The sequence below is a fragment of the Streptomyces sp. NPDC088400 genome (genome assembly GCF_044753355.1).
Classification (GTDB): domain Bacteria; phylum Actinomycetota; class Actinomycetes; order Streptomycetales; family Streptomycetaceae; genus Streptomyces.
In genome coordinates this window covers 277,371-298,469 of record NZ_JBIVMZ010000003.1, presented here as the reverse complement: position 1 = coordinate 298,469, position 21,099 = coordinate 277,371, and the positions used below count along the sequence as shown (strand labels likewise).

At 69.9% G+C, this 21,099-nt stretch carries 13 protein-coding genes; 5 read left to right on the top strand and 8 right to left on the bottom strand.

Going from position 1 to position 21,099, the window contains the following annotated elements:
* Positions 1-250: 250 nt before the first annotated feature.
* Entirely contained in the window at positions 251-739 is a 489-nt protein-coding gene (locus ACIQD6_RS09400; RefSeq protein ID WP_401880138.1) for a hypothetical protein, read from the bottom strand.
* A gap of 20 nt (positions 740-759) precedes the next feature.
* On the opposite strand from ACIQD6_RS09400, the gene ACIQD6_RS09395 reads away from it, so the two are divergent.
* The 5 genes from ACIQD6_RS09395 (at position 760) to ACIQD6_RS09375 (ending at position 8,494) form a co-directional block, all read left to right on the top strand.
* A complete protein-coding gene (locus ACIQD6_RS09395; protein ID WP_401880136.1) occupies positions 760-1,569 on the top strand; it encodes a 2OG-Fe(II) oxygenase in 810 nt (269 codons plus the stop codon).
* 53 nt (positions 1,570-1,622) lie between these two features.
* A complete protein-coding gene (locus ACIQD6_RS09390) occupies positions 1,623-5,924 on the top strand; it encodes an amino acid adenylation domain-containing protein (protein ID WP_401880134.1) in 4,302 nt (1,433 codons plus the stop codon).
* Positions 5,925-5,956: 32 nt separating this feature from the next.
* A complete protein-coding gene (locus ACIQD6_RS09385) occupies positions 5,957-6,715 on the top strand; it encodes an SDR family oxidoreductase (protein ID WP_401880132.1) in 759 nt (252 codons plus the stop codon).
* Positions 6,716-6,813: 98 nt separating this feature from the next.
* Positions 6,814-6,954 (top strand): hypothetical protein, encoded by a 141-nt coding sequence (locus ACIQD6_RS09380; RefSeq protein WP_401880130.1) that lies wholly within the window; start codon positions 6,814-6,816, stop codon positions 6,952-6,954.
* Complete coding sequence (locus ACIQD6_RS09375; RefSeq protein WP_401880128.1) at positions 6,917-8,494, top strand: class I adenylate-forming enzyme family protein; 1,578 nt, start codon at positions 6,917-6,919, stop codon at positions 8,492-8,494. The genes ACIQD6_RS09380 and ACIQD6_RS09375 overlap by 38 nt, the downstream gene beginning before the upstream one ends.
* 96 nt (positions 8,495-8,590) lie before the next feature.
* Here ACIQD6_RS09375 and ACIQD6_RS09370 read toward each other — a convergent pair whose 3' ends face one another.
* The 7 genes from ACIQD6_RS09370 to ACIQD6_RS09340 form a co-directional block, all read right to left on the bottom strand.
* Complete coding sequence (locus ACIQD6_RS09370; RefSeq protein ID WP_401880127.1) at positions 8,591-10,114, bottom strand: aldehyde dehydrogenase family protein; 1,524 nt, start codon at positions 10,112-10,114, stop codon at positions 8,591-8,593.
* A gap of 130 nt (positions 10,115-10,244) precedes the next feature.
* Positions 10,245-11,819, bottom strand: coding sequence for a GMC family oxidoreductase (locus ACIQD6_RS09365; protein ID WP_401880125.1), 1,575 nt, complete (start codon positions 11,817-11,819; stop codon positions 10,245-10,247).
* Positions 11,820-11,845: 26 nt separating this feature from the next.
* On the bottom strand, positions 11,846-13,480 hold the full coding sequence (locus ACIQD6_RS09360; protein ID WP_401880775.1) for an APC family permease: 1,635 nt from the start codon (positions 13,478-13,480) through the stop codon (positions 11,846-11,848).
* Positions 13,468-14,937, bottom strand: coding sequence for an aldehyde dehydrogenase family protein (locus ACIQD6_RS09355; protein ID WP_401880123.1), 1,470 nt, complete (start codon positions 14,935-14,937; stop codon positions 13,468-13,470). Before ACIQD6_RS09355 ends, ACIQD6_RS09360 begins: the two co-directional genes overlap by 13 nt.
* Positions 14,938-15,193: 256 nt before the next feature.
* Positions 15,194-16,447, bottom strand: a complete 1,254-nt coding sequence (locus ACIQD6_RS09350) for a GAF domain-containing protein (RefSeq protein WP_401880121.1) — start codon at positions 16,445-16,447, stop codon at positions 15,194-15,196.
* A gap of 127 nt (positions 16,448-16,574) precedes the next feature.
* On the bottom strand, positions 16,575-18,017 hold the full coding sequence (locus ACIQD6_RS09345) for an SWF or SNF family helicase (protein WP_401880119.1): 1,443 nt from the start codon (positions 18,015-18,017) through the stop codon (positions 16,575-16,577).
* Entirely contained in the window at positions 18,014-21,043 is a 3,030-nt protein-coding gene (locus ACIQD6_RS09340; protein WP_401880117.1) for a DEAD/DEAH box helicase, read from the bottom strand. The genes ACIQD6_RS09345 and ACIQD6_RS09340 overlap by 4 nt, the downstream gene beginning before the upstream one ends.
* Positions 21,044-21,099: the final 56 nt, after the last annotated feature.

Genomic DNA, 21,099 nt, shown 5'->3' with positions numbered 1-21,099 from the left:
TTTTGGATAAGCCTCCATTCACCGGGATGTCACTGCACGGCTACGTGGAACAGGAGGTGAAGAGGTGTGAGGATGTGCGTGTGGCATATTCGCCACAATGGCGAGATCTTGGTGGTTCAATTTCTGAACGATTTGTGCTTCACTTGCGCGGCCGGTGGGGAATCGTGATGAGTGCACATGTCGCCTCGTCCACCGGTTCTCAAGCCCTCCTGCCGCCCGGGGTGGTGCGATCCACTATATTTCCCGTTATTCAGCAGCAGATTTCTGTGCAGTAGCCGACCCTGGCCCGGATCTGCGGTTGCCACTTGCGCTTCATTGACGAACATGGCGACACCGGCGGCGGAGGGGGCGGCAAACCGATCTGCGTCGGCCTCGTGATGGCGGCGGCAGGCACCCACAGCGTGCCACAGAAGAATACGAGTTCGCTCACCGTCGAGTAATCGCGGAGAAAACAGACGCGCAGTGCCATGGACCATGGGTTGACGATTGCCGAGACACTTACGCCTGCGGAGTGGATGGATTCCCTGGACAGCCGATGGAACGTCACCTGGCGTGCTCGGCGCCGGGAGCGGCCGGCCGAGAGCAAGGGGCTCAACTCGCTGATCTCCCGGCCGACCGCCTTGAAGTCGGTAAAATTCCGTTCCTTCTGATCCGGACTGTCTTGCCATTGATGCCGATCCGGATGGGCGCGAAATCGAGTTCCCGGCACGGTCACCCCTTCGCACCAGCCCTGCGCCACCCACCGAGAGGAAGCTATCCGTGACCACCCTGCCCGACGTCGTACGGTCCGCGACAAACGCGGTCGCGCACGAACTCACCACAGATTCGCTGCTCCAGCTGGCCAACCGAGAGATCGCCGCGATCCACGTGCGCGGCTATTACCCGATCGAGATCGCGGCCGAGGCCGCCAAAAAAGCAATCAATCACCAGGAACTCGGCCATTACCACAAGCAGTACACCAGCAGTGTCGGTCGTGTCTACATGCCTCACATCGATACCAAATGGGACAAGGAGCTGACGGACAAGTACCACGAGCAGGCGCTCCCGGCGATTGAAGACGTCCGCTCGCTGTTCCATCCCTACATAGCGCCGGTGGACCGCATCCGACTGGAGCTGCAGGAACTGTGGCCGGCAGGCGCCAACCTGCTGCGCCTGCGGGACCGGACCTGCTTCGTCGGTGCCCTCCGCGTCTTCCAGCCGAACACCTCGGAGTTCTGGCCGCACAACGACGCGATCGACCAGGAGACCGACGCCCCCGAGATCGAAGGCGTGCTCAATCAGCTCGTCGCCAACATCTACTTGCAGTCCGCGGACGAGGGCGGCGATCTCCAGCTCTGGCTGCGTGAGCCCACTCCGGAAGAGACGGAGCGGATCCTGGAGGTCGAGGGCCTGGACCCGGACACCATCGAGAAGCCGGCGCTTCAGATCCACCCGGAAGCCGGTGACCTCATTCTCATCAGCCCCCGTCAGCTGCACGCGGTGACGCCGGCCAAGGACCAGCACCGGGTCGGGGCCAGCACCTTCATCGTCACCAAGGGCCCGCAGGAACCGCTCCTGTTCTGGAGCTGACGCACCACCACCAGCCGCCCGGCCACGAGTCGACACCCAGAGGACGACAGTAGATGCTCCCGGCTCACGTCCAAGCGCACGCGAGAGCCCACCCGAACCGTACGGCTGTTGCCGTGGGCCACGATCGTCTGACCTACGCACAGCTCGACGTCCGGGTCTCGCGACTGGCCCGCCGTCTGCGTCACCGAGGCGTCGGCCGCGGGCACCTCGTCGGCGTGTACCTGGACCGTACGCCTGCGACTGTCGCCGCGCTCCTGGCCGCGCTCTCCGCCGGTGCGGCATACACCGTGGTCGACGTGACCGATCCGGTCTCCGAGGGGGCGGGCCGTCTCGCCGCGGCCCGCCCCGACGTGGTGATCGGCGAGGCACCGTATCTCGACGAACTACGTCGACACGGACTCGACGTGGTCGATGTCCACGAGACCGTCCACGAGACCGTCCCCGGGGACGAAGGGGAGCCTCCCGAGGAGGGTGTGACCACCCCCGCCGCGCAGGACACCGCGTACGTGTTGCACACGTCCGGCTCCACCGGGCTGCCCAAGGGCGTCATGGTCTCGCACGCCAACATCAGGCACTACACCGAGTCTCTGCTGGAGCGGCTCGACATCACCGAGCCGCTCCAATATGCCCACGTCACCACGCTGGCCGCCGACCTCGGCAACACGTGCGTCTTTCTCGCCCTGTGGACCGGTGGCACCCTGCATCTGGTGGACGACGCCACACGGCGCGACCCCGCAGGTCTGCTCCACTATCTGCACGCTGAGGGGATCGACTTCCTCAAGACCACGCCTTCGCACTGGAGCGTCCTGTTCCAGGCTTACGGGCTTGACGGTGCCACCAGGCCAAGGCTCCGGCATCTGTTGCTCGGCGGCGAGATCCTGCCCCTGCCGCTGGCCCGAAAAGTCATCGCTTCCGGTATCACCGCCACACTGGTCAACCACTACGGCCCGACCGAGACGACGGTCGGCGTCTCCGTCCATCTCGTCACCTCCGAGACCGACCTCGACGCCCTGGGCGACGCGGCGTCGGTACCGATCGGCCGCCCGCTGGGTGCGAACCGCCTCTTCGTCCGCACGCCGGACGGAGCCTTCCACGAACGGGACGCGACCGGCGAGCTGTACGTGGCCGGCCCTTCGGTCGCACTCGGCTATCGCGGCGCCCCGGAAGCCACCGCGGCGGAGTTCACCGGGGAAGTGGCCGCGCGACATCCCGGTGCCGGCGTGGCCTATCGCACCGGCGACCGGGTCCGGGCCGACTCCCACGGTGTGCTGGAGTTCCTCGGCCGCGGCGACCGGCAGGTCAAGGTGCGCGGTCACCGAGTCGAACTCGGCCACGTCGAAGCCGAGTTGCGACGGATGCCCGGCGTCACCGACGCCCTCGCGATGCTGCTGACCGGCGGGCACGGCCGACTGGTCGCCGTGGTCAGCGCACCGGGTACCGGTGAGCGAGAGGCCTCGCTCCGAGCCCGGGCCCGGGAAGTGCTGCCTTCGTACATGGTCCCGGACCGGATCGAAGTGCTCGAAGCCTTCCCACGGACCGCGAACGGCAAGACCGACCTCGCGACGCTACGTCAGTTGGTCGAGGAGAGCCCCACCGAGGGCCGAAGGGGCCGTTGTTCCTCGGAGGATCCGCTGCTCGACGAGGTGCTGACGGCTTGGCGACGCCAACTGGGGCACGACGACTTCACCCCGCACGACGACTTCTCGTCGGTCGGCGGAAACTCCATCGATGCCATCCAGGTGATAGCGGATCTGCAGTCCCGCGGCCATCGGGTGTCCGCTGCCGCCTTTCTGGCCGAACCCACAGCAGCTGCCCTGGCCACCCTGCTACGGGCGGGCGCGGCGGGCGAGGGCCCCTCGACCACGGACCGGCCGGTGGTTACGTTCGTGGCCGAGGACACCGCGCTGTCCCCCGCCCAGGAATGGTTCTTCCGGCAGCATTTTTCCCAGCCCGACCAGTGGAACCAAGCGTTGTTGCTGGACGCCGACCCGCCCGTCCGACCGGAGATCATGGCCGCCGCGGTGGCCGACGTGATGCGTCTGCACCCGTTGCTCCGCACCGCTTTCCGCCCCGGATCGAGCGGTGTCCGCCGCGTGCTCACCGAGCCCGGCACTCCCTTCACCAGCTCCACCCTGCCCGTCACCTCCGGAGAGGCCGAACGGCACATCGAGGAGACGGCGACCGCCTGCCAACGGAGGATCCGGGTCGAGGACGGCACCCTGTTCCAGGTCCACCTGTTCCTCGGCACGCGACGGAGCCACCTGTTGCTGGTGGCCCATCACCTGTGCGTCGACGCCGTCTCCTGGCGCATTGTCACCGGCGACCTGGCCCACTGCTACGCCGAACGGCTGCGCGGCAGAGCCCCGTCCCTTGCTCCCGCACCCACCGACTTCGGCGACTGGGCGACCCACCTGCGCGTTCAGGCACCTGTCCTGGCCGACGACCTCGCGCACTGGGCCGATATCGCCACCTCGGCTCCGGCCTCTGCCCTCGCCGACGACAACAGCGAGGGCAACGCCGAGACGGTCTGGTTCCGTCTCTCCCGCGCCCAGACCGACGCGCTCAACAGCACCAGGCTGCCCCCTCATGCCGTCCTGCTCGGCGCTTTCGCCCAGGCACTCGCCACAGCGCGCGGCACCGACGAGATCGTGGTGGATGTCGAGAGCCATGGACGACTCCCACTTGACGAGGCCCTTGACGTCTCCCGCGTGGTGGGCTGGTTCACCTCCACTTTTCCGGTCGGCATCGCTGCCGTCGCCGACGACATCACGGCTACCGTCAAGGCCGCTGAGGTCGCGCTGGCGGATGTGCCCCGACTCGGCATCGCCCACGGGCTCCATGGCCGGCCAACGCGCACCGACGTGTGCTTCAACTACCTGGGCACGCTCGCCTTCCCTCAGGACGACGAGCTTCGGCTGTCGCCCTCACGGCACCGGCTCGGCCCTGTCCGCGGGCCGGAGAACGACCGCGGTTACGCCCTCAAGCTCACCGCGCGCCTGTACGACGGCCAGTTGGTCGTCGACCTGTCCTATCCCTCACGCCCGCACGACGTCAGGCAGTTGGCCGACCTGGCACGCGACACCCGGGCGCACCTGCTGGAGGCGGCCGGACTTCCACTGGAGGAAGGGCAGTTCGTGGTGGAGCCCGGCTCCTCCACGGGTCTGCTCGTCCAAGTCCCGCGCACGCTGCAGTTCGAGCCGCCGGCCGGCGGTGGCCCCGGACGGACCGGCGTTCGCGAGTACGGCACGGTGCTCCTCACCGGGGCCACCGGCTTCATCGGTGCCCACCTCCTGCACCTGTTGCTCACCCGTACCAGCGGCACGATCCACTGCCTGGTCCGCGATCGTGACGGCCGCCCGGCCGCCGAGCGGCTGCGCGAGACGCTCGCCTGGTACCTGCCCGATGTCGACTTCGACCGTTACGCCGACCGACTCACCGTGCTGGCCGGTGACCTCGCCGAGCCCGCGTTCGGCCTGTCCGACCAGGAGTACGAACAGCTGGTCCGTGAGGTCGAGGCCGTCTACCATCTTGCCGCCGATACCCGCTTGTTCGGCGACCGCGAGACCTTCATCCGTCTCAACACCGAGCCGGTGCGTGCGGTCGTCGCTCTCGCCTCCACCGGCCGGCCGAAGGACCTGCACTACGTTTCCACTCTCGCGGTCTGCGGTACCGGGCCGGAGGGCGAACCGGCGGTCTTCTCCGAGGAGAACCTCAACATCGGCCAGCGCTTCCTCAACGAGTACGAGCGCAGCAAGTACGACGCGGAGCGGATCGTCCACGAGTTCGCCGCGGCCGGCGGCGCGGGTTTCGTCTACCGGTCGGGCAACGTCACCGGACACTCGGTCACCGGCCGCTTCCAGCGCAACGGCGGTGACAGCCGGCTGGTCCAGCTCCTGCGCGCCACGGTACAGATCGGCCGTGTGCCCAGGGTCGACGCGCGGACGGTGGCACTCAGCCCGGTGGATGTGGTGGCTGAAGGAATCCTGGCGATCTCGCGGAGCGAACGGGTGTCCGGCGGCACCTTCCATGTCGACACGCACCACGAGGTGCTCTACGCGGACCTGTTCGCCGCCCTGCGCGAGCTCGGGTTTGTCCTGGATCCCGACGAGGCCGCCGACTTCGCGCCGCTGTTCGCGGACCATCTGGCCGGCGGCGACGAACAGATCGCTCTGGCGCACTTCTGGGCGAGCCGTCCGGAGCGCAATGTCCGCTACGACCACAGGCGCACCCGTCGCCTGCTCACCCGCCTGGACGTGCTGTTCCCCGAACCGGACCGCACCTGGCTGCATGCCTGGTTGACCGGCCTCATCGACCGGGGTGAGCTGCCGCGCCGACCCGTTCCACTCTCTCCATGAGCCAGCCGATCGATGAATCACAGGGACTCAACATGACAGACCGACGCATCGCAGTCGTGACCGGAGCCTCGTCGGGGATCGGGCGGGCCGTCGTCCGTCACCTCGCCCATCAGGGCGAGCACGTGGTGGCCGCCGGTCGGCGCGCCGAACAACTGACGGAACTGGCCGAGGAGTTGCGTACGGCGCCCGGCCGGGCCGTACCGGTGGCCGGCGACATCGCGGAGGCCGGCCATACCGAGGAGCTGCTGGCCACGGCCGAGCAGGAGTGGGGACCGGCCGACGTGTTCGTCGCGGCCGCCGGGCAGGGCCTGCCCGGCACCGTGCTGGGCTCCGACCCGGAGCGCTGGCAGCAACTGGTGGAGGTCAACTACCTCGCCATGCTGCGTCAACTCCGTGTGGTCGGTGCCGAGTTCCGCAAGCGGGCGGAGGCCGACGGCGGCGTGCGAGTGCGGGACATCGTGGTCATCGGCTCGACCGTCGGACGGCAGGTGTCGGAGGCGAATCCGGTCTACGGCTCGACCAAGTTCGCGGTGCACTCGCTGGTGGACGCACTGCGGCAGGAGGTGTGCTCCTACAACATCCGGGTGACCCTGATCGAACCGGGCTTCGTACGCTCCGGGTTCCAGGAAGCCGCAGGATACGACGCGGCGTGGTTCGAGGCGATCGCCGAGGAGAACGGGCCGCTGCTGGTCCCGGAGGACGTCGCCGACGTCGTCGGGTACGTGATCGGACGCCCGACGCATGTCCACCTCGACGATATTCGTCTGCGCCCCACCCGCCAGCGGGCCTGACCGGTCGTTCGGCCCGTCAGCCGGACCTGCCCGGCCACCGCCCACGTCGGCCGAGTCACGTTTCTCGAGCACCGGATGACAGGCGGCGTCTCAGGGGCGTGCCCGTTTCCCGCGAGGCGGTCTCGGTGCGCAGGGCCTTCACCGACCCCGACATCCTGCTGGCCGGGCCCATAGGCATGGGCAACGCGGAATGGAGTTCCGATGTCTTCGAACGAGAATTACGCCCGCCGGGTGCTTGAGGCGCTGGCATCCGATCCCGACCGGATCGCCCTGTGGCGGGAAGGCGACGAGTTCACCGCGGGCCAGTTCTCCCAGGCGGTTCTCGCGGCGGCGGAAGTCCTGCGTCGGCACTTCACGGAACGCCGGCCTCCGATTGCGGAAGCCACGGATCCTGTTATTGCGGTGCTGACCATCGCCAACAGCCCGGCGACCATCATCTTCCGCTACGCGGCCAACCTCGCCGGGGCCACCCTGGTCCACCTGCACTCCACGAACGCGGTGGATCCCACCGATCAACTGGCCGCCGCCGCCCGGCAGCAGATCCTCAGCAGGACCGGGGCGACCTTCCTGGCAGTCGACAAGGAGAACATCGACGCGGCCCGCGAACTGTGCGACCGGCTGCCCGAGCCACCGCGTCTTGCCGCGCTCGGCGCCCTCGGTCCCGATGTCCTGGACCTCTCGTCGGGCGACCCGGACGCCTTCGACCTGGACGCAGTCGAGACCGACCCCGAACAGCCGGCCGTGGTGATCTGCACCAGTGGTACCAACGGCACCCCCAAGGCCGTCACGATGCCGTACCGCGTCCGCAGCCTCTACCTCCAGGTGGGCCTCAAGGTGGGCTTCCAGGCCCCGGAACCCCTCGTGTACCTGTCGACCCTGCCGGTGAGCAACTCCAGCGGCTCCATCGTCGACCTCGCGCTCGCCTCCGGCGGAACGGTCGTCCTGCACGACGGGTTCGAGGCGGGCGAAGTGCTGCGGGCCGTGGAAACGCACCGCGTCTCCACGCTGACGATCACCCCGCCGCAGCTGTACATGCTGGTCGATCACCCCGACATCGCCACCACCGACCGGTCGAGCATCAGGACCATCACCTACGTCGGCTCTCCCGCGGCCCCCGCCCGCCTGGCCGAGGCCGTCGAGGTGTTCGGCCCGGTGCTGCTCCAGATCTACGGGACCACGGAGACCAGCCCCATCAGCGTCCTGACCCCGCCGGACCACTTGGACCCGGAACTCCGCCGGACTGCCGGGCGCCCGGCCGCCGAGATCCGCATCCGCGACCTGGACGACGACCGTGACGTCCCGCCCGGCGGGATCGGCGAGGTGTGCGTACGGAGCCCGTCCACCATGCTCGGCTACTGGGGCGAACCGGAGCTGACCGCCGTGACCATCCGCGACGGCTGGGTGCACACCGGCGACCTCGGTTCCATCGACGAGAACGGCTTTCTGCGCCTGCACGGCCGGATGGGGGAGGTGATAAAGACCAACGGCATCAAGGTCCGTCCCACGGATGTGGAGAACGCGCTGCTGACCCATCCGGAGGTCGCCCAGGCCGCGGTGTACTGCGTGGTCGACGACGATCGCGTGGAGCACATCCACGCCGCCGTCGTGGTACGGCCGGGCCGCACCACCGACTCCGGGACGCTGATCGGTCACGTCGCCGCCGAGTTGTCCCCGAAGCACGTACCGGCCGTGGTGACGTTCCACGACGCGCTGCCCCTCACCGGAGCCGGTAAGCCGGACAAGCGGATGCTGGCCGCACGGCACAGCGGCGCGGCCTGACACCGACCGCCGCGCCCGTACCGGCCGAGTCCGCCGCGAGCAGCCGCACGCCGCGGAGGGCGCCTGACGGGTGTCAGGCGCCCCTTTCTCGTACCTCTAGAAGAAGCCCAGCTTCTTCGGCGAGTACGACACGAGCAGATTCTTCGTCTGCTGATAGTGGTCCAGCATCATCCGGTGGTTCTCGCGTCCGATGCCGGACTGCTTGTAGCCACCGAACGCGGCATGCGCCGGGTAGGCGTGGTAGCAGTTCGTCCAGACCCGGCCCGCCTGGATCGCGCGCCCCGCGCGGTAGGCGGTGTTCATGTCCCGCGTCCACACGCCCGCACCGAGTCCGTACAGCGTGTCGTTCGCGGTCTTGATCGCGTCGTCGAAGTCGCTGAACGACGTCACGGCGAGGACGGGACCGAAGATCTCCTCCTGGAAGATCCGCATACGGTTGTGGCCCTCGAAGATCGTGGGCTGGACGTAGTAGCCACCGGCCAGTTCACCGTCGTACTCGATCCGCTGACCACCCGTCAGGACCTTGGCGCCCTCCTGCTGCCCGATGTCCAGATACGAAAGGATCTTCTCCAGCTGGTCGTTGGAGGCCTGGGCGCCGATCATCGTGTCGGTGTCCAGGGGGTTGCCCGGCACGATCGCCTCCGTGCGGGCCACGCCCGCCTCCAGGAACTCGTTGTAGTGCCCGTCCTGGATCAGCGCCCGCGACGGGCAGGTGCACACCTCGCCCTGGTTCAGGGCGAACATGGTGAAGCCTTCGAGTGCCTTGTCGCGGAAGTCGTCGTCCGCGGCCCAGATGTCGTCGAAGAACAGGTTCGGGCTCTTGCCGCCCAGTTCCAGGGTGACCGGCTTGATGTTCTCGGAGGCGTACTGCATGATCAGCCGCCCCGTCGTGGTCTCGCCGGTGAAGGCGACCTTGGCCACGCGCGGGCTGGACGCCAGCGGTTTGCCCGCCTCGACGCCGAAGCCGTTGACGATGTTGACGACGCCCGGCGGCAGCAGATCGGCGATCAGGCTCATCCAGAGGTGAATCGAGGCCGGGGTCTGTTCGGCGGGCTTCAGTACGACGGCGTTCCCCGCGGCCAGCGCGGGTGCCAGCTTCCATGTCGCCATCAGGATCGGGAAGTTCCACGGGATGATCTGGGCGACCACACCGAGCGGCTCGTGGAAGTGGTACGCGACGGTGTCGTCGTCGAGCTCGCTCAGCGTGCCTTCCTGGGCGCGCAGCCCGCCCGCGAAGTAGCGGAAGTGGTCGATCGCGAGAGGGATGTCGGCGGCGAGGGTCTCCCGTACCGGCTTGCCGTTCTCCCAGGTCTCCGCGACCGCCAGTTCCTCCAGGTGCGCCTCCATCCGGTCGGCGATCCGGTTGAGGACGGAGGCCCGGTCCGAGGCCGATGTCTTCGCCCAGGCCGGGGCCGCGCCGTGTGCCGCGTCCAGTGCGCGCTCCACGTCCTCGGCCGTGCCACGGGCGATCTCGGTGAAGGGGCGGCCGTTGACCGGGCTGGGATTCTCGAAGTACTGGCCGCGGGCCGGAGGCACGTACTCGCCGCCGATCCAGTGGTCGTAGCGCGATTGGTACGAGACGATCGCGCCCTCACTGCCGGGCGCTGCGTAACGGGACATCTCTGTGGCCTCCCGGGTTCCGGCGCCGCCCGCCGTTGGACGGCGCCCGCGCCCCAGGCTAGAGACCGGGATGTTGCAAGTACGTTGCGTCGGGCCGATGTTGACCGTTCGGATCACATCGGCGCATTGTTCAACTCGGCGCGCTGCCGGCCTTTACCATGTCCGCGCACTTCTCGCCGATCATCATCGTGGTGATGCAGGGATTGACGGCCGGCAGGAACGGCATCACGGACGCGTCGGCCACGCGCAGCCCTGTGACGCCCTTGACCCGCAGCTCCGGGTCGAGCGGCGAGTCGGGGTCGCCCGGTGCTCCCATCCGTACGGTGCCCGCCGGGTGGTAGACGGTGTTGTGGGTCTGCCGGATGTACGAGAACAGCTCGGCGTCGGTCTGTGCGGACGGCCCAGGAGCCAGCTCGGCGCCGGTCCAGTCGGCCATCGGTGCCTGGGCGGCGATCTCCCTGGCCAGCCGCAGTCCGTAGGTCATCACCCGGATGTCGTGCTCGTGCGTGAAGTAGCGGGGGTCGACCTCCGGCTTGTCCCGGAAGTCGCGGGTCCGCAGCCGGACCGTCCCCAGGGACCGGGCCCGGGTGACATTCGGTGTGAGACAGAAGGCGTTGTCCGTGGTGGGATAGCCGCGCCGGTAGGTGTTCATGTCGAACGGCACCGAGCCGTAGTGGAACATCAAGTCCGGCCGGTCCAGGCCCGGTTCGGTGTCGGCGAAGATACCGATCTCCCACCACTGGGTGGAGGAGGTCACCATGGGCCGCTTCGCCTCCCACATGATCACGCCTTCGGGATGGTCCTGGAGATGCGAGCCGACCCCGGGGGAGTCCACCCGTACGTCCACCCCGACGTCCCGCAAGTGGCCGCCCGGACCGATGCCCGACAGCATCAGCAGCTTCGGCGAGTCGATGGCCCCGCAGGAGACGATCACCTCGCGCCGTGCCGCGACCCTGCCGCTGTGGATGGTGTCGGGCTCCAGGTACTCGACCCCCGTACAGCGCCGTTCGTCGTCGAACAGCAGCCGTCGGGCCTGGAGACCGGTGCGGATCTCCAGATTCGGCCGCGTGCCGAGAACGGGATGCAGATACGACACCGAGGCGGAGGAACGGGTGCCGTCCGTACGGGCGTTGATCTGGAACCAGTGCGCGCCACGCACCACCGTGGTGCCGGTGTTGAACGGTGTGGTGGGAATCCCCGCAGCGGCGCAGGCGGCCAACAGGGCCGTACCGCACGGGTCGTGGGGAGGGACGGTACGGATGGTGACCGGTCCGGAGCGGCCGTGGTGGTCCCCGGGCGCGTCGTTGGTCTCCAGCCGCCGGTAGAGCGGGTAGCAGTCCGCGGCGCTCCACCCCGTACAGCCCAGAGCGGCCCACTCGTCGAGGTCCTCGGCCGGGGCCCAGAAGGCGATGCAGGAATTGTGGGAGGAGCAGCCGCCGAGCACCTTGGCGCGGGCGTGCCGCATGAAGCTGTTGCCGTTCTCCTGCGGCTCGACGGGGTAGTCCCAGTCGTAGCCGGACTCCAGCAGCGCCATCCACCGGTCGAGCCTGAGAATGTTGTCGTCGCCGACGTCCGAGGGACCGGCTTCCAGTACGCAGACGGTGACATCCGGGTCCTCGGTCAGCCGCGCGGCCACCACCGCCCCGGCGGTACCGCCGCCGACCACCACGTAGTCGAACTCGTGCAGAGGGTTTTCCGCTGACATCGCTGCTCCAGATCGAGAGGTCCGACTCAGGGGGTGGGGGCGGCCGGCGGCGGTTCCTCCGCCGGTGACCGGTGCGCTTCGAGCGTGCCGGTGCGCCCCCGCTGGACCAGCCAGTAGTACGCGAAGCCGCCACCGGCGACGATGCCGACGAACAGGAACGCGCCCCAGCGCAGATACCAGTGGAACGGTGCGGTCGCGTTGTACACCTCGGGGCGCGGCCAGGCGAGGTTGAGCGACATGGCGAAGCCCCACAGCACGGCGAGGATGTTGACCGGCAGCCCGAACCTGCCGAGCGTGAAGTGCCCCTCGGCGGGCATCCAGGTGCCGCGCAGCCGCTGGATCAGCATGGGTGTGGTGACCAGGAGATAGGCGACATAGATCATGATGATCGCGATGCTGGTGATCACCGAGAAGATCTGCGGCTGGTTGATGTTGATGACCAGGATGGCGACGGCGACCAGCCCGATGAAGATCGCGGGTACCACCGGGGTGCCGAACCGCGGGCTCACCTTGGCGATCAGCGAGGACGCGGGCAGACAGTTGTCGCGGGCCATCGCGAACGCCAGCCGGATACCCGCGGCGTGCACCGCCAGCGCGCAGACGGTGATGGCGACGACCACGCACCACAGCACGATCTGGCCCACGGTCGAGCCGAGCGTCGAGAGCACCACGTACTGGAGTCCGTCCACGGACAGGCTCTTGGAGTGCAGATCGGGCACGGCGAGCAGCGCGAACAGGAGGATGAGGCCGCCGATGAGGAAGGAGGCGATCAGAGCCCGCAGGATCGCGCGCGGCGCGTTGCGCCTCGGGTTGTGCGACTCCTCGCCCAGCGAGGACGCCGTGTCGAATCCGTACATCACATACGCGGAGGCCAGCGACGCGGTCAGGAAGGCGCCGAAGTAGCCGAGCGACTGCCCGGAGCCGAAATCGTCGGTTTGGACGAGCGCGCCGGGGCCGCGGGTGATGTGCGCGGCGAGCAGCCCGATCAGGACGACGGCGGCGATCAACTCGACCATCACTCCGGTGGAGTTGATGGTGGCCATCAGCTTGACGCCGAAGGCATTGACCAGAGTGGTGAAGACGATCAGTACCGTGCCGAGCAGGACGGCGTTCTTCGCCGCGTCGGTCGATCCGCTGCCGTCCCCGACGAACTGGAAGGCGCTGGAGATCTGCGGCAGCGTGATCTGGTACGCGAGGGCGACCGCGGAGAGCGAGACCATGGTCGCCGTCACCATCATCCAGCCGCCCAGCCAGCCGATGTGCGGTCCGCCGAGCTTCTTGGCCCAGTTGTAGATCGAACCGGCGACGGGATAACGGGCTGCCAGCTCGCAGAAGCACAGCGCCACCATCAGCTGGCCGAGAAACACCATCGGCCAGGACCACCAGTAGCCGGGCCCCGCGAACTTGACTCCGAAGTAGAAGAGCTGGAAAGTCCCGGTAAGGATCGAGATGTAGCTGATCCCGGCCGCGAAGGTATGGAAGTTGCCGAGGGTACGCTTCAACTCCGGCTTGTAGCCGAAGGCCTTGAGCGAATCGTCGTCGTCCTGGCTCTGGATGTCCTCGGCGGTACGGGCCTGCGACGCGGGCACGGACGGTTCCGAGGGATCGGGCCCGGACGGCTCGGAGGGCCCCTGGCCGTCTCCCGTACTCACTCGAACCATCCCAGCGGCCGCGGGGCGAGATTGCGCCACACATGTTTGGCCTCCTGGTACTCCGCCAGCCCGGCGGGCCCCAGCTCACGGCCGAAGCCGGACTGCTTCATCCCGCCCCACTCCGCCTGCGGCACGTAGGGCTGGAAGTCGTTGATCCATACGGTGCCGGCCCGCATCCGGGAGGCCACCCGGTGCGCCCGGCCGACGTCCTGCGACCAGACCGCCCCCGACAGCCCGTAGACCGTGTCGTTGGCCAGCGCGACGGCCTCGTTCTCGTCCCGGAACCGTTCGACCGTGAGGACCGGGCCGAACGACTCGTCACGCACCACGGACATCTCCGGGGTGCACTCGTCCAGCACGGTCGGCAGATAGTAGAAGCCGTCACTCAGCGCCGGGTCGTCGGGCCGTGCGCCACCGCAGCGCAGCACCGCGCCCTCGGCCAGACCGGCCGCCACATAGGCCTCGATCTTGTCGCGGTGAGCGGCCGAGATCAGCGGCCCGGTGCGGGCATGCTCGTCGAACGGACCGCCCAATGGGATGGCGCGGGCGCGGGCCACCACGTCCTCGACGAACCTGTCGTGCATCTCGTCCTGGACCAGCAGCCGCGCTCCGGCCGAGCAGACCTGACCCGAGTGCAGGAACACCGCCGTCAGGGCGTAGTCGACCGCGGCCTCGTAGTCGGCGTCGGCGAAGACGACATTGGGGTTCTTGCCGCCCAGCTCCAGGGCGATCTTCTTCACGGTCGGGGCCGCGGCGGCCATGATGCGGCGGCCGGTGACCAGCCCGCCCGTGAAGGACACCATGTCGACGCGCGGGTCCTCGGTGAGAGGCGCGCCGACGGCCGGCCCGGTGCCGAGGACGAGGTTCGCGACGCCGTCGGGCAGCCCGGCCTCGGCGAGCAGCCGCATCAGGATGACGGCGGTGTGCGGGGTCAGCTCGCTCGGCTTGAGAACGAAGGTGTTGCCCGCCCCGAGCGCCGGGGCGACCTTCCAGGCGGTCTGGAGGAGCGGATAGTTCCAGGGAGTGATCAGCGCGCACACACCGACCGGCTCGTGCACCACCCGGCTGTCCACCTCGGGGTTGCCGGTGTCGACGATCCGGTCGGTCCCGCCGGCCGCCGTCAGACTGCCGAAGTAGCGGAAGCAGTTGGCGATGTCGTCCATGTCGTACTCGCTCTCCACGAGCCGCTTCCCGGTGTCCAGGGACTCGGCTCTGGCGAGTACCGCCTTGTCACGTTCCAGCAGGTCGGCGACGCGCAGCAGCAGTCTGCCCCGCTCGGCGGCGGGAGTGGCCGGCCAGGGACCCCGGTCGAAGGCGTCACGCGCGGCGACGATCGCCGCCGCCGCGTCCTTCGGCCCGGCCTCGTCGACGGTCGCGACCAGGGTGCCGTCCGCGGGGCAGCGGATCTCGCGCACCTGCCCGCCGACAGCCGCGGTCCACCTACCGCCGATGAACAGCTCCCCCATGAAGGTTCCTCCTGTCCGGATGGGAACACCCGGGGAGGTCCGGCCAGTCGTACGGGCCACGCACCGGGGTGCTCTATCCCATGACAGTAAGGAGGTATGCCCGGTTTCGCCTGCGGGAGTCGCGCGGAGATACAGGGGGCGAGCGTCGGCCGGTCGAGGCCGCCGGCCATCGGGAACGCGTCGTGCGGAGCGTGCCGGTCAGGAGCGCTGCCACCGGAAACCGGGAGTCAGGAGCCCTGTCACCGGAAACCGCGAGTCAGGAGCCCTGCCGCGCGTCGAGTTCGTCGACACGCGCGAGCGCGGCCGGCCGCTGCGGTACGGGCAGCACGGAGGCGAGCGCGCGCCACACGGGCAGGTCGTCCTCGCCCCAGGGGCTGTACGCCCAGTCGGCCAGCAACCCCGGATCCCCGCGTGCGATGAGCGCCGCCCGGAGCTGGTCGGCGAGGCGCCGCCGCAGCCGCACCACCGTGGGCGCCCGCGAGGAAGGCAGCAGCGGACCCGCGTACGCGCTCATCGCGGAGGCCACCGCCCCGGAGGCCAGCCGCCGGGCCACGGTGTCGGCGTCCGAGTCGACCGGCGCGGCCAGCCGGTACGGGCGCGAGCGCAGCAGTCCGGGGCCGAGCAGACCGCGCAGCCGGGAGAGTTCGGCGCGCAGCGTGACCGGGGTGACCGACTCGTCCTCGTACAGATCCATCAGCAGTTCGTCCCCGACGACTCCCTCCGGGCGGCGCGCCAGCAGGGTGAGGATCTCGCTGTGCCGGCGGCTGAGCCTGACCTTGCGGCCGTCGGCCACCAGCAGCGCTTCGTCCCGCCCCAGTGCGGCGAGCCGCACGGATCCGGTCGTCGGCGGTGGCGCGAGCAGGGCCAGCTGCGATTCCGCGGCCCGCGCTACCGCGCCGACGAACGCCAGACTGTGGGGGTGTGCCAGCCGGTCCCCGCCGGTGATGTCCACCGCGCCGAGCAGCCGTCCGGTGTGCGGATCGTGGACGGGCGCCGCCGCGCAGGTCCAGGGGTGCGCGGGCCGCTGGAAGTGCTCGGCGGCGAAGACCTGCACGGGGCGGTCCACCGTGAGGGCCGTGCCCGGTGCGTTCGTACCGGTCGCGGTCTCCGACCAGCGGGCTCCCGGTACGAAGTTCATCCGGCTCGCGAGCAGCCGGGTCGCCCGGTGGCCCTCGACCCAGAGCAGCCGCCCGTGCGCGTCGCAGACCGCCATCAGATGCTCGCCGTCCATGGCGTACGCGCCCATCAGCTCGCGGAAGAGCGGCATCACCCGCGCCAGCGGATGGGCGTCCCGGTACGCGACGAGTCCGTCGTCGGACAGCTCGACGCTCGCGCCGCCGTCCTGACTGACACGCGCGCGGGCCGACCGCTGCCAGGAGGCGGCGACGACGGACCGTACGGGCCGCTCGACCCGTCCCGCCGTCGCGAAGGACTCGTACGCCCGGCGCAGGGCACCACGGCGTCGCGCCGGATCGGCGCCCGCTTCCAGCGCCACCCATGTGTCGGTCAACGGGGCCTCCCGGTCGGATGTCACCGGACCCGACCATCCTCGCTCCGGCGGCCCCGGGCGGGCAACCGTCCCGCAGAGCGCCCTTCAGCCCTGTTCAACACGCCCTGGCTGAGCGACAGGACCTCGCTCAGCCGGTGCCCTCCTCGCTCAGCAGGTCCGAGCTCAGCAGGTCCGACAGGGCCGCGGCGGGATCGTGACCGGCGGGGCCCGCCGGGGCCCAGCGGCCGTGCTCCTCGCGGTACGGCCACCAGCGTCCGTCGGGTCCGTAGCGCAGCTGGACGCGCGCGTCGCTCAGGGGCCGGCGACCGCCGTCCGGGGCCCCGCTGTCGGCCCGCAGCCGTGGGCGGTCACCGTCTTCCCAGGCCGCTTCGAGAGCCGCCGCCGCCCGCGCGAGGGCCTCGGGCGCCGGCGTCCATTCCCCTTCCAGTACGGCGAGCGACGGCGCGCCCCCGTACCGCCAGGCGCGCACCGCGAGGTCCAGCTCGGGACGCTGCCGGCCGGTGCCCGAGGCGAGGCGGGCGCAGAGGCGGTCGGAGAGACGGGGATCGGGGGCCGAGGCGGCGAGTCGCACGGCGTCCTGACGCATCGTCAAGTCCGGTTCCAGTGGCTGTTGTCCGTGATCAGGTGACAGTGCGTCGGCCAGCAGCCGCAGGGCCCGTGTCGCCGCGTCGGCGGCCAGGAGCTCCAGGGCGTCCGCGTCCACGCCCGACGGCGCCACGCCTTCCGTGCCGAGGGCCGGAGGCTGTCCCGGTGCCGACGGGAGCGGCGGGGGGACGGGAAGGGGCGGCAGCCGGTCGCCCGCCGCGAATGCCTCCGCGGCCGGTACACCCGGCACACTCGAAGTTTCATCGGCCGCTTCCTCGTCGCTCCACGTCCGGGGGGACACGCGAGTGGCGCGCGCGACGCTGCGTACGTGCAACTCGTCCAGGAGCCGTCGCTCGCCGCGGCCGCGCATCAGGAGCAGGACGAACGGATCCTGATCCAGCAGCCGGGCCATCTGATAGCAGAGAGCCGCGGAGTGCGGACAGTGGTCCCAGGCCTCGCAGCCGCATTCCGGCTCCAAATCACCTATGCCCGGGAGCAGTTCAACCCCGGCGCCCGCCGCGTCCTCCACCAGGTGCGGCGGCATCTCCCGGTCCAGCAGAGCGGCGATATGGCCCGCCCGGTCGACCGCCATGTCCAGAAAGCGGTCCCACTCCTCCTCGCTCAACGGCTGCCACAGCACATCGCTGCGCTGTGCGGTGCCGTCCCGGTCCTGTACGACCGCGGTGATCCGACCCGGCCGTACGGACACGGCGCCGACGGCACCCTCGCGGGCGCGCCCGCGCCCCTTCTTCAGCTGCTGGCCGTCGAGCGCGGTGTCCTCCAGTGCCTTCAGCCAGGCCCGGCCCCACCAGGTCCGGGCGAAACCCCGGCCCGGGACGGGCGCCAGCGCGGCGAACGTGCGTTCGTGATCGTCCGGAGTCGCGGCATCGTCCGCCACGTCGCTTCCGACGTTCCCTGTGGTGTCATTCGTACGGTCGTTGTCATCGTTGACGTCGTCATGCGCACGGCTCGTCGAACGGCTCATCGCCCGCCCCCTCGCAGTTCCACCAGATCCGCCAGTTCGGCGTCGGTCAGTTCGGTCAGGGCCGCCTCGCCGGAGCCGAGCACGGCGTCGGCCAGCGCCTGTTTGCGGGCCAGCATGCCGGCGATCCGGTCCTCGATCGTGCCTTCGGTGATCATGCGGTGCACCTGTACGGGCCGGTGCTGTCCGATGCGGTACGCACGGTCCGTCGCCTGTGCCTCGACCGCGGGGTTCCACCAGCGGTCGAAGTGCACGACATGTTCGGCGCGGGTGAGATTGAGCCCGGTGCCCGCCGCCTTCAACGACAGCAGAAAGACCGGCACTTCACCGTTCTGGAAGCCGTCGACCATCGCCTCGCGCTCGGCGATCGGCGTGCCGCCGTGCAGGAACCGGGTCGGCACGCCACGCGCCGCCAGATGCCGTTCGAGCAGCCGCGCCATCTGCACGTACTGGGTGAAGACGAGCACGCTCGCGCCCTCCGCCAGGATGGTGTCGAGCAACTCGTCCAGCAGCTCCAGCTTTCCCGAGCGGTCGGCGAGGCGCGGCAGCTCCTCCTTCAGATACTGCGCCGGGTGGTTGCAGATCTGTTTGAGCGCGGTGAGCAGCTTGACGATCAGTCCTCGGCGTTCCATACCGTCGGCCTCCGTGATCGCCGCGAGGGTCTCCCGTACCACCGCTTCGTACAGCCCCGCCTGCTCCTTGGTGAGCGAGACGGCCCGGTCGGTCTCGGTCTTGGGCGGCAGCTCGGGGGCGATGCCCGGATCGGACTTGCGGCGGCGCAGCAGGAAAGGACGGACCAGCGCGGCGAGCCGTTCGGCGGCCGCCGGATCCTCGCCGCTCTCGACGGACCGTGCGTAGCGGCTGCGGAAGGTACCAAGGCGGCCCAGCAGGCCCGGAGTTGTCCAGTCGAGGATCGCCCACAGCTCGGACAGATTGTTCTCCACGGGGGTGCCGGAGAGCGCGACCCTGGCCCTGGCGCCGATGGTGCGCAGCTGCTTGGCGGTGGCGGAGAAGGGATTCTTGATGTGCTGGGCCTCGTCGGCGACGACCATGCCCCAGTCCGGCCCGGCGAGTTTCGCCGCGTCCAGCCGCATGGTGCCGTACGTGGTGAGGACGAACTCCCCTTCCCCGAGGGTCTCCAGGCCGCGCGAAGCACCATGGAAGCGGCGCACGGGAGTGCCGGGTGCGAACCGCTCGATCTCCCGTTGCCAGTTGCCCATCAACGACGCCGGGCAGACGACCAGGGTGGGCCCCGCGGCCGACGCGTCGGTCTGCCGGTGCAGATGGAGCGCGATGAGGGTGATGGTCTTGCCGAGCCCCATGTCGTCGGCGAGACACCCGCCGAGACCGAGCGAGGTCATACGGTGCAGCCAGTTGAGGCCGCGGAGCTGGTAGTCGCGCAGCGTCGCGTCGAGCGCCGCCGGTTGTTCGATGTCCTGCTCCGGGTGCTCGGCGCCGCGCGTGCCCTCGGGGTCGGAGATACGGTCGCGCAGCTGGGCGAGCGGGCCCACCGCCCGTACCTCGACCCGTTGTCCGTCCACTTCGGTGGAGCCGGTCAGTACGGCGCCGAGCGCGTCGATCGGGGCGATCGCGCGGTCCTGGTTCTCCCGGGCGCGCCGGGCCTGCGCCGGATCGATGAGCACCCACTGGTCGCGCAGCCGTACCACCGGGCGGCTCGATTCGGCGAGCCGGTCCAGCTCGGCACGGGTGAGCGGCTGATCGCCCAGTGCGAAGTGCCAGTCGAAGGCGAGGAGAGCGTCGGCGGAGAGGAAGGACGGGAGATCCGCTTCGGTGCGTCCGCCCCAGCGGCGGCTGCCGCTGGGATCGTCGTCGGTGTGGCGGCCTGGGTCGGCCGGATCGTCCCTGGTGTCCGGCAGGCCGATGACCGCCCGTGCCGTCAGCGTGCGCGCCAACTCCTTCGGCCAGTGCACCTGGACGCCGGTCGCGGCGAGTGCCTCGGACGCCTCGCCCAGCAGTTCCGTGACCTCCTCGTCCGCGAGCTCGATGGAGTCGGGTACGGCGGCCGAGAGCAGCGGGGTGAGCGGCGGCCAGACACGGGCGGCTCGGCGCAGCGCGAGCAGGGCGTCCATCCGGGCGCGCGGGCCGAAGGCCGTACCAGCAGTCGCTCCGGACCATACGTCGGTGGCGTCGGCGACGACCGAGGGGTCACTGACACTGTGTATCTGAGGCACGGCACGGAAGGTGGACCCACCTGTCATGTCGCCATCTGTGCGGGGGAGTTCGCCATCCGCCGGTTCGCCGTCCGCTCGCGTGCCGCCCAGGATTTCGCCGTGCGGGAGGCCGGGCAGCTCCACCCGCAGGGAGAGCCGTACGCCCGCGTCGTGCCCGGCGGCCACATCGGCGGCCCAGTCCCGCAGTCCGGGAAACCGTCGCGGCGGTACGGCGGCGAAGGCGGATCCCGCCGTGGCGATCGGCGCGGCGGGTGTGCGCGGCAGTCCGTCGATGATCGCGTCGAGGAAGTCCTTCAACAGCCGTGCGGGCTCGGGCAGAAGGAGCGGTCCGGAGGGTGCCGAGGAGAGCGGGACGGCGTGCGCGGTGGGCGGCATCGAGGCGGCGAGCGCCCGGATCCGCTCCCCGTCCTCGGCGGTCAGGGGTCCGGCCCGCCACGCGTCGTGATCCGTACCGCTCAGTCCGGGCAACAGCCTTCCACGGGCCGCTAGTTGAAGGCCGAGCAGTGCGGCGGCGCCCCAGAACGCCGCCGACGGCGAGGCGTCCGCCGCGACTCGGGCCCTGGTCAGGAGCGGCAGCGCGTCGGGTACGGGGATCAGGAGCGCCCTGACCGTGAGAGGCCGGGCGTCGGTGTCGACGACGGTCAGCTCCGCCACGGAGCCGGGGGCGGAGGACGTTTCCGTGCCGGACGGTGGTTCGGCGCCGGGCTGCGGTGCCGTGCCGTCGGGATGCCAGTAGGCGATGCGGCCGGTACGGGCCGGATCCGCCGGGAGGAAGACCGTGGAACAGCGGGCGAGTTCGGGGATCCGGGAGAGCGTTGCCGCGGGGAGCCTGTGCACAGCGAAGACGCATTCCTCAAGTTTGACTACTTCGGGTCGGAGCCGCCGAGGGTACC